Source organism: uncultured Amnibacterium sp. (assembly GCF_964250715.1).
In the GTDB taxonomy this organism is placed as follows: domain Bacteria; phylum Actinomycetota; class Actinomycetes; order Actinomycetales; family Microbacteriaceae; genus Amnibacterium.
This window is the reverse complement of sequence record NZ_CAXUGX010000007.1, coordinates 1-12,549: the sequence shown is the minus strand read 5'-3', so window position 1 is coordinate 12,549 and position 12,549 is coordinate 1. Positions and strand designations below refer to the sequence as shown.

General features: G+C 69.8%; 12 protein-coding genes and 3 tRNA genes. 7 read left to right on the top strand and 8 right to left on the bottom strand.

Translation table 11 applies throughout. The features are described from left to right. Window positions 1-20 precede the first annotated feature (20 nt). On the top strand, window positions 21-1,373 hold the full coding sequence (locus ACFE7H_RS08365; RefSeq protein ID WP_375400774.1) for an FAD-dependent oxidoreductase: 1,353 nt from the start codon (window positions 21-23) through the stop codon (window positions 1,371-1,373). Window positions 1,374-1,379: 6 nt separating this feature from the next. Here ACFE7H_RS08365 and cls read toward each other — a convergent pair whose 3' ends face one another. Together cls and ACFE7H_RS08355 are read right to left on the bottom strand one after the other, a co-directional pair. After that, complete coding sequence (gene cls, locus ACFE7H_RS08360) at window positions 1,380-2,849, bottom strand: cardiolipin synthase (protein WP_375400773.1); 1,470 nt, start codon at window positions 2,847-2,849, stop codon at window positions 1,380-1,382. Window positions 2,850-2,917: 68 nt separating this feature from the next. Next, window positions 2,918-3,406, bottom strand: a complete 489-nt coding sequence (locus ACFE7H_RS08355) for a YajQ family cyclic di-GMP-binding protein (protein ID WP_375400772.1) — start codon at window positions 3,404-3,406, stop codon at window positions 2,918-2,920. Window positions 3,407-3,599: 193 nt separating this feature from the next. On the opposite strand from ACFE7H_RS08355, the gene ACFE7H_RS08350 reads away from it, so the two are divergent. Together ACFE7H_RS08350 and ACFE7H_RS08345 are read left to right on the top strand one after the other, a co-directional pair. Then, window positions 3,600-3,681 (top strand) — tRNA-Tyr (locus tag ACFE7H_RS08350). A gap of 176 nt (window positions 3,682-3,857) precedes the next feature. Continuing rightward, window positions 3,858-4,556: a hypothetical protein gene (locus tag ACFE7H_RS08345; protein WP_375400771.1), complete on the top strand. Its 699-nt coding sequence runs from the start codon at window positions 3,858-3,860 to the stop codon at window positions 4,554-4,556. 94 nt (window positions 4,557-4,650) lie between these two features. Here the strand turns inward: ACFE7H_RS08345 and ACFE7H_RS08340 are convergent, their stop codons facing one another. Then, on the bottom strand, window positions 4,651-5,247 hold the full coding sequence (locus ACFE7H_RS08340; RefSeq protein ID WP_375400770.1) for a DUF1440 domain-containing protein: 597 nt from the start codon (window positions 5,245-5,247) through the stop codon (window positions 4,651-4,653). A 162-nt stretch (window positions 5,248-5,409) separates the two neighbouring features. On the opposite strand from ACFE7H_RS08340, the gene ACFE7H_RS08335 reads away from it, so the two are divergent. Then, entirely contained in the window at window positions 5,410-6,210 is an 801-nt protein-coding gene (locus ACFE7H_RS08335) for an inositol monophosphatase family protein (protein ID WP_375400769.1), read from the top strand. A 38-nt stretch (window positions 6,211-6,248) separates the two neighbouring features. On the opposite strand, the gene ACFE7H_RS08330 is transcribed toward ACFE7H_RS08335, so the two are convergent. Next, window positions 6,249-7,139 carry an SDR family oxidoreductase gene (locus tag ACFE7H_RS08330; RefSeq protein ID WP_375400768.1) on the bottom strand — a complete coding sequence of 297 codons (891 nt, stop codon included), beginning with the start codon at window positions 7,137-7,139 and terminating at the stop codon, window positions 6,249-6,251. A gap of 108 nt (window positions 7,140-7,247) precedes the next feature. Here ACFE7H_RS08330 and ACFE7H_RS08325 point away from each other — a divergent pair, with 108 nt between their 5' ends. Together ACFE7H_RS08325 and ACFE7H_RS08320 are read left to right on the top strand one after the other, a co-directional pair. Further along, window positions 7,248-8,132: an alpha/beta fold hydrolase gene (locus tag ACFE7H_RS08325; protein WP_375400767.1), complete on the top strand. Its 885-nt coding sequence runs from the start codon at window positions 7,248-7,250 to the stop codon at window positions 8,130-8,132. Beyond that, window positions 8,129-8,629, top strand: a complete 501-nt coding sequence (locus tag ACFE7H_RS08320) for a GNAT family N-acetyltransferase (protein ID WP_375400766.1) — start codon at window positions 8,129-8,131, stop codon at window positions 8,627-8,629. Before ACFE7H_RS08325 ends, ACFE7H_RS08320 begins: the two co-directional genes overlap by 4 nt. Before the next feature lie 241 nt (window positions 8,630-8,870). Here ACFE7H_RS08320 and ACFE7H_RS08315 read toward each other — a convergent pair whose 3' ends face one another. Together ACFE7H_RS08315 and ACFE7H_RS08310 are read right to left on the bottom strand one after the other, a co-directional pair. Continuing rightward, the gene (locus tag ACFE7H_RS08315) at window positions 8,871-9,233 is read right to left on the bottom strand and encodes a nitroreductase/quinone reductase family protein (RefSeq protein ID WP_375400765.1); all 363 of its coding nucleotides are present in this window, start codon (window positions 9,231-9,233) and stop codon (window positions 8,871-8,873) included. A gap of 92 nt (window positions 9,234-9,325) precedes the next feature. Further along, the gene (locus ACFE7H_RS08310) at window positions 9,326-10,729 is read right to left on the bottom strand and encodes an amidase (RefSeq protein WP_375400764.1); all 1,404 of its coding nucleotides are present in this window, start codon (window positions 10,727-10,729) and stop codon (window positions 9,326-9,328) included. A gap of 289 nt (window positions 10,730-11,018) precedes the next feature. On the opposite strand from ACFE7H_RS08310, the gene ACFE7H_RS08305 reads away from it, so the two are divergent. After that, complete coding sequence (locus ACFE7H_RS08305; protein ID WP_375400763.1) at window positions 11,019-12,233, top strand: FAD-dependent monooxygenase; 1,215 nt, start codon at window positions 11,019-11,021, stop codon at window positions 12,231-12,233. Window positions 12,234-12,366: 133 nt separating this feature from the next. Here ACFE7H_RS08305 and ACFE7H_RS08300 read toward each other — a convergent pair. Continuing rightward, window positions 12,367-12,440 (bottom strand) — tRNA-Met (locus tag ACFE7H_RS08300). 37 nt (window positions 12,441-12,477) lie between these two features. After that, window positions 12,478-12,549 (bottom strand) — tRNA-Thr (locus ACFE7H_RS08295).

The window sequence follows — 12,549 nt, the reverse complement described above, 5'->3', positions numbered from 1 at the left end:
GCCGAACAGGAGAGCCTCTCGTGACCACGCTGCGCCTCGCGATCGTCGGCGCCGGCCCGGCCGGTATCTACGCGGCCGACATCGCCCGCAAGACCGACCACGCGATCGACCTCTCCATCGACCTGTTCGAACGGCTGCCGGCGCCCTACGGCCTGGTCCGCTACGGCGTCGCCCCGGACCATCCGCGTATCAAGGGCATCATCGGCGCTCTGCGCGAGGTGCTGGACGGCGGCGCCGTGCGGCTCTTCGGCAATGTGGAGTACGGCACCGACATCACGCTTGCCGACCTGCAGCGGCACTACCACGCGGTGATCTTCGCGACCGGAGCTAGCGGCGACGCCGACCTGGACGTTCCGGGAGTCCACCTGCCCGGCTCCTACGGCGCCGCCGACTTCGTCAGCTGGTACGACGGGCACCCCGACGTGCCGCGCACCTGGCCGCTGACCGCGCGGGAGGTGGCGGTGATCGGCAACGGCAACGTCGCGCTCGACGTCGCGCGCATCCTGGCCAAGCACGTCGACGACCTGATGCCCACGGAGGTGCCCGACAACGTGGTGGCCGGGCTGACCGCGTCGCCGGTGACGGACGTGCACGTCTTCGGTCGCCGGGGGCCGGCGCAGGTCAAGTTCACGCCGCTGGAGCTGCGCGAGCTCGGCGAGGTGCCCGATGTGGACATGGTCGTCCACGACGAGGACTTCGACTACGACGAGGCGTCCCGGCTGGCGATCGCGACCAATAAGCAGGTGCTCGTCATCGACCGGGTGCTGCAGCAGTGGCGCACCCGGCAGGTCGGCGCGGCCAGCCGCCGGCTGCACCTGCACTTCTGGGCGCGGCCCACCGAGTTCGTCGCGGGGGATGACGGCGCGGTCGCCGCGATCCGCTGGGAGCGCACCGAGCCCGACGGTCAGGGTGGCGCCCGCGGGACCGGCGAGTTCCGGGAGCAGGCCGTGCAGGCGGTGTACCGCGCGGTGGGCTACTTCGGCTCCCCCCTACCCGATCTGCCCTTCGATGCCGGTCGGGGCATATTGCCGAACCACGAGGGCCAGGTCGTGGATGCCGAGGGCGGTATCGTCCCCGGCGTCTATGCCACCGGCTGGATCAAGCGTGGGCCGGTGGGCCTGATCGGGCACACGAAGTCGGATGCGATGGAGACGGTGCACCACGTGCTGACGGATGCGGGCCTCTGGTGGTCGCCGCAGGCGCCTGCGGAGTCCGCCGTCACTGATCTGCTCGATTCGCGCGGCGTCCGCTACACGACGGTCGAGGGCTGGCACGCCCTCGACCGGCATGAGATCGCCCTCGGTGAGCCGGCGGGCCGCGCCCGGGTCAAGGTCGTCCCGCGCGACGAGATGCTGGCGGCGTCGCTCGGCTGACCACGGCTACTGCACCGATGCGGTGAGCCGGGCGACGTTGTCCAGGACCGCGCTGCGCAGCGGCCGCTGCTGCCACTCGTCCAGGCTCAGTCGTCGGCTCGCGCGCCGGTAGCCCTCCTGCACTTGCCGCAGGTCCGCGACGAACGAGCGGCCCTGCACCATCAGCGAGACCTCGAGATTCAGGGTGAAGGAGCGCATGTCCATGTTGCTCGACCCGACCACGGCGACCTCGTCGTCGATCGTGAAGTGCTTGGCGTGCAGGATCGTGGGCGAGCGGTAGAGCCAGATGACCACGCCCGCCTTCAGCAGCGCCTCGTAATACGAGCGCTGCGCGTGGTAGACGAGCGCCTGGTCGCCCACCTCCGACACGAACAACTCCACCTGCACGCCGCGTTGGGCCGCGGTGGTGACGGCGTAGAGCATGGAGTCGTCGGGCACGAAGTACGGGCTGGTCAGCACCACGCGCTCCTGCGCCGCGTAGATCAGGGTGTTGAACAGGCGCAGGTTGTTCTCGCCCTCGAACCCCGGGCCGCTCGGCACCACCTGGCAGTTCAGCAGGGGCGAATCCGGCGCCATCGGTGCCACGGTCTGGCTGCCCTCGCGCTCCAGCAGCACGTCGGTCTCGCCGTACCAGTCGGTGATGAAGATGGCGTTCAATTCGGCGACGATCGGTCCCTCCAGGCGGACCATGATGTCCTGCCATCGGAGGCCCCGATGACGGTTGCGCCACTTGTTATAGGTGCGGTCGACCATGTTCTGCGAACCCATGAACGCCACTCGCCCGTCGACCACCAGCACCTTGCGGTGGTTGCGCAGGTCGGGCCGCTGGTACCCGCCGAGCCAGGGCTGCAGGGGCAGCAGCCGGTGCCACTCGATGCCGCTGCGCGTCAGCGCCCGCAGCGTGCGGTGGTAGCCGGGCGTGCGCAGGGACGCGAAATGGTCGAACAGCACGCGCACCGTCACGCCGCGTCGATGCGCCCCCTCCAGCGCCGCGAAGAAGCCCGCCGTCGTGGAGTCGAGGATCAGGATGTAGAACTGCGCGTGGACGAAGGTCGTCGCCGATTCCACGAGCTTCGTCATCTCGTCGATCGAGCGCTGGTAGTCGCCGAACAGCTGTGCCCGATTGCCGCCCACGAGCGGCATCGCTCCGAGCTCCCGGTTCAGGCGCACCGCCGAGTCCATCCAGGATGACGGCAGTTCGCTCGGTCGGCTCTCCTCCAGACCGTCGGTCGCCTGCAGGATGAACGTATTGATTTCCTGCTGACGCTCCCGCCGGCGCTTGGAGAGCCGCGTGCTGCCGAGCAGCAGGAACAGGATCCCACCTGCATACGGCACGAAGAATATGGCGAGCAGCCAGGCGGTGGCGGTGGCCGGGCGCCGGTTCTTCGGCACGAAGACGACGGCCAGGACCCGGATGATGATGTCCAGCACGAACGCGCTGATGGCGAGGGCCAGCGAGATGCCGGCGTCGGTCATGCCCGGATTCTATTCAGCGGTTGACCTGGCGTTCCGCCGCACACCCCCGCGCGCCGTCTCGGCGCCGCTCAGCGGAAGTTGACGAACTGCAGGTCCAGGTCGAGGTCGGCGCCCTTCAGCAGCGCGATCGTCGCCTGCAGGTCGTCCCGGTTCTTGGACTGCACCCGCAGCTCGTCGCCCTGGATCTGGCTCTTGACCGTCTTGGGTGCCTGCTCGCGGATCAGCTTGCCGATCTGCTTCGCATGATCGCTGTCGATCCCGTTCTTCAGGGTCGCCTCCAGCCGGAACTCCTTGCCGCTCGCCACCGGGTCTCCGGCCTCCAGGCTCTTCAGCGAGATCCCCCGCTTGATCAGCTTGGTCTGCAGCACGTCCAGCACAGCCCGCACCCGTTCGTCACTGTTGGCCTTCACCGTGATCGTCTCGCCCGCGAGATTCAGGGAGGCGCCGACCCCCTTGAAGTCGTAGCGCTGCTCGACCTCTTTGCGGGCCTGGTTCACCGCGTTCTCTGCCTCCATGTGGTCGACCTTGCTGACGATGTCGAAGGAGGAGTCCGCCATACCCGAAAAGTGTAGGGAGCGCCGCCGAGCGCACGGTCGATCGGCGGTCGAGTGGCGGTCGGTGTTCGCCGCGCCGCAGCACACGTCTCGATCGGGTTCCGAAGCGATCCGCGCGATTTCCTCACAGCCTGGGGCGCCGGTATCCTCGTCGTGCGCCTCCGGCCGGGCTGTTCCAGTCCGGCCGGAGCAGCCTGGCGGGTTACCCAAGCGGCCAAAGGGATCTGACTGTAAATCAGCCGGCGTAGCCTTCGGGGGTTCGAATCCCTCACCCGCCACGCCACCGCGCTAGTGCCGGAGTCCGGATCGTTCCGCCGCCGCGGCCTTGTCTGCCGATCGGCGGATCGACTCGGAATCGGTACGGCGATCGTCAGCCCTGCATGGTCCTCCACGGTTATCATCTGGGCGGATCCGGCGAAGCGGACCACAGAAGCGCCGTGGGGGCCGTGCATCGATGACCGACCGGATCCTCACCCGCCTGTTCACCCGCGCCCTCGCGACGAGCACGCGCAGGCAGCCCGCGCTGGCCGTGCGTCCGCAGGGCGTCGGGGAGTCAAAGGTCGTCGGACTGGATCCGGTTCGCGTGCTCGTGATCGGCTCCGGCGTCGCGGTCGGCTTCGGCGTCACCGATCAGGACGACGCGCTGACGGGTCATCTTGCGCGGGCGATCGCCGCTCGGTCCGGACGCGGCGCCGTCGTCCACAACCGCGCACGCCCGCGGCTGCCTCTCGATCAGGCGATCGACCAGCTCGGCGCCCTCGGTGCGCACACGTACCAGGTGGTCGTGTGGTGCCCATCCATGTTCGAGATCATCGGGTCGCCGGCGAACGGGCGGCTCGGCAAAGCGATACGCCGCGCAGTTCCCTTCCTGCGGGAAACCGCGGGCGGTGAGGTCGAGATCGTGCTCACCGGCCTGCCGATGCCGTCGACCCCGGGTTCATTGGAAGGGGCCGCCCGGCGGCTCGTGCCGCGGTTCAACCGCGCGCTCGCCCAGGTCTGCACCGAACTGTCCGCCACCGGCGTGGACGTGCGCTTCGCGGCTCCGCCGTACTTCACGTCGCTCCGGCAGCCTGATGCGCTCATCTCGTCGTACTACCTGCGGCTGGCGGAGACGATCGTGTTCGCCGAAGCCGCGGGGCAGCCGAGCGTCTGAGTAGCGGAGCCCTGGAGTAGCGGAACGCTTGAGCAGCGGAGCGCCGGAGCAGGCCCGGATCAGCGGAGCGCCGGAGCAGGAGCGCCGCGGCGGCTCAGCGGCGCAGGGCGCCCTTCGCGGTACTCAGCAGGGCGGCCGCGGCCGCCGACCGGGTCTCCGCGTCCGGCACGCCCGCGATCCGCTGCCGGACGTCGCGCCGGATGAACTCGGCTTCGAGGATCCACACCAGGTGGCCGAAGAACTCCGAGATCTGCTCGTCCCGCGGCAGGTCCTTCGCGCCCGGCGAGAGTTTGAGCGCCGGCAGCACCCCCAGGTGGAAGACCGCCCACACGCCCGTGCCGTATACCGTGCCGAGCGCCAGCTTGGTCTTCGGCAGGTACTCCGCCAGCACGGCGTAGGCCGCCACGGCGGCGACCGAGAAGCCGAAGTGCACCGAGAAGATCGCCCACGGCACCTGATTGCCCGAGAAGGTGAAGGTCTTCGATTCGAAGTCGACGCCCTGGTTCTTCAGCAGCGTGACGGGCGGAGGCTCGCGGCCCTCGATGCGCGGCGGTACCAAGTTCTCCCAGCCGATCTTGATGAAGCCCGAGGTCACTCCGGCGATCAGGCCCGCTGCAAGCGCGGCGGCTGGGCGGCGGCTCTCCGGCACCGAGAGTTCGAGCAGGGAACCGAGGAACGACCGTTTCGCCATGCCCCATCGTCTCCTGCGGCGGCTCCACGCGCAAAGCGGGACGCCCACTCCGGTCCCGTCAGCAGGACCAGGTCCCGACAGCAGGTTCCTGGTCGACCAGCCGCCTGCTGTCGGCACGTGGTCCTGCTGTCGTGCTGGGGCGGGAGGCGGCAGGCTGGAGGGGTGACCGACACCGGACTGCTCGCGCTCGCCTCCGACGTAGCGGTCGCCGCCGGCGAGCTCGCCGCCCGCCTGCGCCGGGAAGGCGTCTCCGTCGCCGCCACCAAATCCTCGCCGATCGACATCGTCACCGAGGCCGATCGCGCGGTCGAGGCGATGATCCGCGCCCGCCTGGCCGACGCCCGGCCGGACGACGGCTTCCTGGGTGAGGAGTCGGGCGCCGAGCACGGGTCCAGCGGCCTCACCTGGGTCGTGGACCCGATCGACGGGACCGTCAACTATCTCTACGACCTGCCGAACTGGTCCGTGTCCGTCGCGGTCGTGGAGGGCGAGCCGGATCCCGCGACGTGGCGGGCGCTGGCCGGCGCCGTCGCGGCACCGGCGTTCGGCGACCTGTACACCGCATCGGCCGGGGGCGGGGCGTTCCTCGGTGACCGCCGCCTGGAGGTGCGGCCGGCCGTGCCCCTCGAGTCGGCGCTGGTCGCCACCGGGTTCCACTACACCCAGGCCGTCCGCTCGACGCAGGCCCAAGTGGCCGGCGAACTGCTGTCCCGGGTGCGCGATCTGCGTCGCACCGGCGGCGCCGCGATCGATCTGGCGTCGGTGGCGGCCGGTCGCATCGATGCGTACTTCGAGCAGGGGCTGCATCCCTGGGACCAGGCCGCCGGAGCCCTGCTGGTGCGGGAGGCGGGCGGCGTCGTGACCGGGCTGGACGGAGCCGGCCCGGGCGTCCGCATGTTGATCGCCGGTGCGCCGCAGACCGCGGCCGCCCTGGACGACCTGCTCCAGCGCCTGGGCGCCTGAGCATCCGCCCCGCCCCGTCCCGCCCCGGTGCACTGCACTCAGTGCACCGGGGTGCCGCCCGAGACCACGATCGTCTCGCCGCTCGTGTAGCTGGACTCCTGCGATGCCAGGTAGACGTAGGTGGAGCACAGCTCCACCGGCTGTCCGGGCCGGCCGTAGGCCGCTTCGCCGCCGAAGCTCTCGATCTTGTCGTTCGGCACGCTGGAGGGCTGCAGCGGTGTCCAGAACGGGCCGGGTGCGACTCCGTTCACGCGGATCCCCTCCTGCGCCAACTGCTGGGCCATGGCCCTGACCCAATTGGCGATCCCCGCCTTGGTCACGGCGTACTCGACCAGGTCGGGTGACGGGTTGAAGCTCTGGATGGACCCGGTGGCGATGATCGAGGCGCCCGGCCCGAAGTGCGGCTTGGCCGCCTTCGTCAGCCAGAACAGCGAGTGGATGTTGGTGCGCAGCAGACGGTCGAAGGTGGCGGTGTCGAAATCCTCGATGCCGCTGACCGTCGGCATTCCGCCGGCGACCATCACGAGCAGGTCGATGCCGCCCAAGGCGGCGACGGTCTGCTCCACCAGCTTTGCGTTGAATGCCTCGTCGGTCAGGTCGCCGGGCAGCAACTCCACCGTCGCGCCCTCGCCGCGCAGCAGGGACGCGACCTCGTCCGCATCGGGCTGCTCCTCGGGCAGGTAGTTCAGGGCGATACTCGCGCCCTCGCGCGCGAATGCGATCGCCACCGCACGTCCGATGCCGGAGTCGCCCCCCGTGATCAGCGCTCGGCGGCCGGTCAGCTTGCCGCTACCTCGATAGGACTGCTCGCCGTGGTCGGGCTGCGGGTCCATCTCGGACACGGTTCCCACCCCGGACTGCTGCTGCTTCTTGAACGGTGGCTGCGGATACTTGGTCGCGACGTTCGTCGGCGCGGAGAGATCGGTCATGCGATCAGTCAAACGCCTCGACGCCGAGAACTCAGTCTGCGTCCAGGGGACTTCAATGCTCCGGTCAGCATTCCATCGGTCGTCTCGGGTGGCGCTACCGTGCAGGCCGTGGTGGTGGAGCGGATCGTGCGCATGCCGGAGGGGAGCGCGGAGGAGCGCACGCCGGGGACGAGCGGCCCGGGGACGGGCACAGCACAGGGACGCGTGCTGCACGCGTATGACGGCGGTGGGCCGTCTGGCGCACCGGTACTGGTCTGGCATCACGGCTCCCCGCAGACCGGGGCCCCGCTCGCGCCCGTGCTGCAGGCGGCGGCGGAGCGAGGCATCCGCCTGCTCTCCTACGGCCGGCCGAGCTACGGCGGATCCGACCCCCTCCCGGGACGGGATGTGGCATCCGCCGCGGCGGACGTGGCCCGCATCGTCGACGCCTTCGACGTTGATCGGTTCGCGGTGATGGGCGCGTCCGGCGGCGGCCCCCACGCGCTCGCCTGCGCCGCCCTGCTGCCGCAGCGGGTGACGGCAGCCGTCGTACTGGCGAGCCCGGCGCCGTACCCGGCGGTCGACTTCGAATACTTCGCCGACATGGCGGCGCCGGGCGGGATGCGGGCCGCGAGCGCCGGCCGTGCGTCGCGCGCCGCCTTCGCTCTGACCGACGAGTTCGATCCCACCAGCTTCGTCGCGGCGGACCACGCCGCCCTGGACGGTCCGTGGTCCTCGTTGGGCGACGACGTCGGGCGCTCCGCGCGGTGGGGTGACGACGGGCTGATCGACGACGACGTCGCCTTCATGCATCCGTGGGGTTTCGACGTCGCATCGGTGCGGGTGCCGGTGCTCGTCGTGCAGGGTGGCCTGGATCGGGTGATCCCGCCATCGCACGGAGCGTGGTTGGCGGCGACGATCCCGACCGCGCAGGCCTGGCGCCAGCCGGACGACGGCCACATCTCCGTGCTGAACGCCTGCGCCGCCGCCATGGACTGGGTGCTGCAGCGATGACCGACCTGCTGACTCCGCGCCTGGAACTGCGGCGGTGGTCGGCCGAGGACGTCCCGCGGTACGCCCGCATCATGCGCGACCCGGAGGTCAGCCGGTTCTTCGGCGGCCCCGTGCCCGAGGAGCAGGTGTGGCGGCAGGTCGCGTTGTTCATCGGCCACCGTGCGCTCCGGGGCTGGTCGCAGGCGGTGGTCGTCGAGCGCGAGACCGGCGAGTTCGTGGGCCGCGGCGGATTGTGGCGACCACCGGACTGGCCGGGGCTGGAGGTGGGGTGGGTGCTGGACCGCAGCCGGTGGGGTCGCGGTTATGCGAGCGAGCTCGGCCGGGCGAGCCGTGACTTCGCGGCCCACGTGCTGCGCGAGCCGCACCTGATCTCGCTGATCGCCCCGGCGAACGCCGCCTCCATCCGCGTGGCCGAGGCGATCGGGTCGTCGCTGGAGGGCGAGTGGACGATCGGCGATACCCCGGTGCTGATCTACGGCCAGGACCTGCATCCCTGAGCGTCGACGAGTCGGCCGACTTCGTGGCTCCGGCCCGTCTCGACAGCAGGACCAGGTCCCGACAGCAGGCCCCTGGTCGACCAGCAGCCTGCTGCCGGGACCCTGTCCTGCTCTCGTGCTCCGCGTGGGGTCGTCGGCTGTCGCAGTTCGATCAGGGGGCGAGCGGCGCCGCCAGCTCGGGCGACGTAGCGCGTCGTCCAGTGGCGCCTCGCGATGCCGACGTCCATCGGGACCCGAAGGGCTATGCCGCGTCGGCCCAGGTCACCTCGACCAGCGGACTCGTGTCGGCGTCGAGCGTGAGACGACTGCTCGCGATCGACGCCACGATCGCCTCCAGCACGCGCTGCTTCTCGGGACCCTCCACCGGCGTCGCGTGGGCGGCCAGGTCGGCCTGCGTCGACTCCTTCAGATGGAACGTGAAGTCCGGGTTGACGAGCAGGTTCGCGTACCAGCTGCGGGCCCCCGGCGTTCCGGTGATGTAGTAACGGCCGTCGATCCGATGGAACCAGATCTCGATCCGACGGGCCTCGCCTGTCTTCCGGCCGATGGTCGTGATGTCGATGACGCGATCGTGCGCGAGCGCCTGTTCGATGCCGGGTGTCACGCCGGCCATCGTGGCACGCGCTGATGGGTGCGGATGCGCTGGGCGGCCGAGATGACGCTCGGTCGCTCAGCCGGCCCTCCGACCATGGCCTCTCAGCTGTGTACGGGCCGCAGGTGCGACCAGGGCCGAACCCTCTCGAAGTTCCCGGCGGCACGCAACACCGTGGCGTCAGCGAGGTGACCCCCCGCCAGCTGCAGCCCGACCGGCAACCCGTCTGAGGTGAAGCCGACTGGCACCGTCACGGCGGGCGTACCGGTCATGTTGAACGGATACGTGTTCACCCAGCCGAGCAGCCGACGGCTGAGCGGCTCGCCGTCGAGGTACGACGGCCCGAACCGCCCGATCGGGTACCCCGCAACCCGTGTGGTCGGACTGGCCAGGACGTCATATCTCCGCATGAAGCGAGCGAACGCACGGTAGACCTCGCCTCGAACCAGTTCGGCGGCGCCGATCGCCGCGCCGGTGTTGGCTGCGCCAGACCTGACGATCTCGACCAGCTCCTCATCGACCTTGCCCTCGAGCGCGGCCCAGTCGTAGGCGTTCAGGTCGGGCGCGTAAGCCGGAAGCCAGACCCCGTTCCACATCGCCTCTTCGGGGTTCGGCCAATCCGGCGTCGCCTCGACCACGGTCGCTCCGAGCTCCGAGAAGGCGGCGACCGCGCGCGTGCAGAGAGCGATGACCTCGGGATCGGTGTCGTCCTCGCCGAGACCGAGGGTCGGCGACCAGGCGATCCGCCACCCCGTCAGGTCATCCACGAGCGCGGCGGAGTAGTCGGTCGCGTCGAGTGGAAGGCTCAGCGGGTCGGCCGCATCGGGGCCGGCTTCCACGCCCAGCATGAGGGCGACATCCGCCACGGATCGGCCGATGATCCCGTGGCTGATGAATGTCGCATGGGTGCTGGGAAGCAGTTGTTGCGGGATGCGGCCGGTCGTCGGCTTGAAGCCGACCAATCCGCACATCGCTGCAGGTACGCGGATCGAGCCCGCGCCGTCGCTTCCGTCAGCGAGCGGCGTCAGCCCGGCTGCGACGGAGGCCGCGGCTCCGCCACTCGATCCGCCCGGTGACGCGTCGAGGTCCCAGGGGTTGCGGGTGGCGCCGTAGAGGTGATTGTCGGTGCCGCATCGGTAGCCGTTCTCAGGCAGGTTGGTCTTGCCCATGAAGAGTCCGCCGGCTGACGCCAGTCGCTGGGTGACCACCGCGTCGTACGCCGCGCGATGGCCCTCCATGGCCTTCATCGCACCGGTGTGCGGCAGCCCGAGCGCCGCGGTGCTCTCCTTGAGCGAGTACGGGACGCCCGCCATCGGTCCGACGTCGACGCCGGCCCGGATCGACGTATCCGTCCGCGCAGCATCGGCCCTCACGCGAGCGGCGTCGTGATACACGAACGCGTTGAGGGCGGGATTGAGCCGCTCGACCCGTTCGATGAAGTGGTCCGCGATTTCGACGACGCTCAACCGACGCTCTCGAACGTTCTTCGCGATGTCGACCGCGGACATCCAGGTCAACTCCGGCTCAGTCGACTCTGCCGATGACCCGCTTTCACCCACGAGGACGACCTGCTCACACTGTGAAGAAACGCTTCGGAACTGTGGCCCTCCCGCGGAGATCGTAGCCGTTCAGTTCGGGTCCGTCAGAACTGAAAAGGACCGGTGGGCCATGGTTTCGAGTCCGCGTGGTCGACTCGAAGGGCATCAAGGTTCGGCGCGGCCGCCGATCCCGGAAGCACGACCATCTCCGTGCCTCCGAGCACTTGAGCACTGCACCGAGTCCTCAAGGAGAATCCGCATGACTTCCCGCACCGCATTGATCTCGGGGGCGAGTATCGCCGGCCCCGCTCTGGCCTACTGGCTGCGCCGCTACGGCTGGGACCCAGTCGTCATCGAACGTGCCCCTCGGCTGCGCGACGGCGGGCAGAACATCGACGTCCGCGGCGCCGGCCGCGAAGTCGCCAGGCGGATGGGTCTCGAGGACGCGATCCGCGCGGCGAACACCGGCGAGCAGGGCACCCGGTTCGTCGGCCGCGACGGCGATGTGATCGCCGAGTTCCCGGTCGGCACCTCGGACACCGACGGCGCCACGGCCGAGCTGGAGATCCTGCGAGGCGATCTCGCCCGGCTGCTCGTCGACACCACGCACGACGTCGAGTACGTCTTCGGGGACCGGATAGCCGGACTCGAGGACACAGGCGACCGTGTCTCGGTCGCGTTCGAGCATGGGGAGACCCGCGCATTCGATCTGGTGGTCGCCGCCGACGGCATCAATTCCAGCACCCGCAGGCTGGCGTTCGGCGACGAGGCCACGATCCGCTTCCTCGGCCTCTACACCGGATGGTTCACCGTCCCCCGCACCGCCACCGACGCTCCGTGGTGGTGCTGGTACGGCGCTCCCGGCGGCCGCACGGTCACCCTCCGCCCGGACAATCATGGAACCACGCGGGCCGCCCTCTCGTTCCTCTCCACAACGCCCGGATACGAGCAGCGGTCCATGGAGGACCAGTTCGAACTGCTGCGCACGGTGTTCTCCGGTGCGGGCTGGGAGACGAACCGCGCCCTGTCGGACATGACGGTCGCGCCGGACTTCACCTTCGAACGCGTCGCCCAGGTGCACGCCCCGCGCTGGAGCACAGGCCGGATCGCGCTCGTGGGCGATGCCGCCTACTGCGCATCTCCGGTCAGCGGCATGGGGACCAGCCTTGCGCTGACCGGCGCGTACGTGCTCGCCGGTGAACTCGCCGCCCACCATCATCACCAGGATGCGTTCCGTGGCTACGAGCGGATCATGCGCCCCTACGTCGACCAGGCGCAGAAGCTGCCACCCGGCGTCCCCGCGATTGCGAACCCCCGCACACGGCTCGGAATCGCCGCCTTCCACACGGCGGTCCGCCTCGCCGCCACCCCGCTCGTCAGCAGACTCACCGGCGGTCTCTTCTCACCACCTGCCGACAAGATCGAGCTCCCCGACTACGGCCACCTCGAGACGAACCGACGAGGCGGAACGTGATTCGCTGCCGCGCTTTCAGCTCCCGGCTGAGGGACGCGGTGACCCGTGCCTCTGGCTGGGCGCGATGTGGGCAGAAGTGGAGGCGCTGGTACTGACGGGTGCTGACATCCGCGCAATACCGGGCCTGCTGCTGTAGCGGGGGCGGGACTTGAACCCGCGACACCACGATTATGAGCCGTGTGCTCTAACCACCTGAGCTACCCCGCCGCGGGACTCCGCGTCGACTTGGCGAGACGGAATCCAGAGCCCCGAAAGAGGATTGAACTCTTGACCTTCTCCTTACCATGGAGATGCTCTACCACTGAGCTATCGGGGC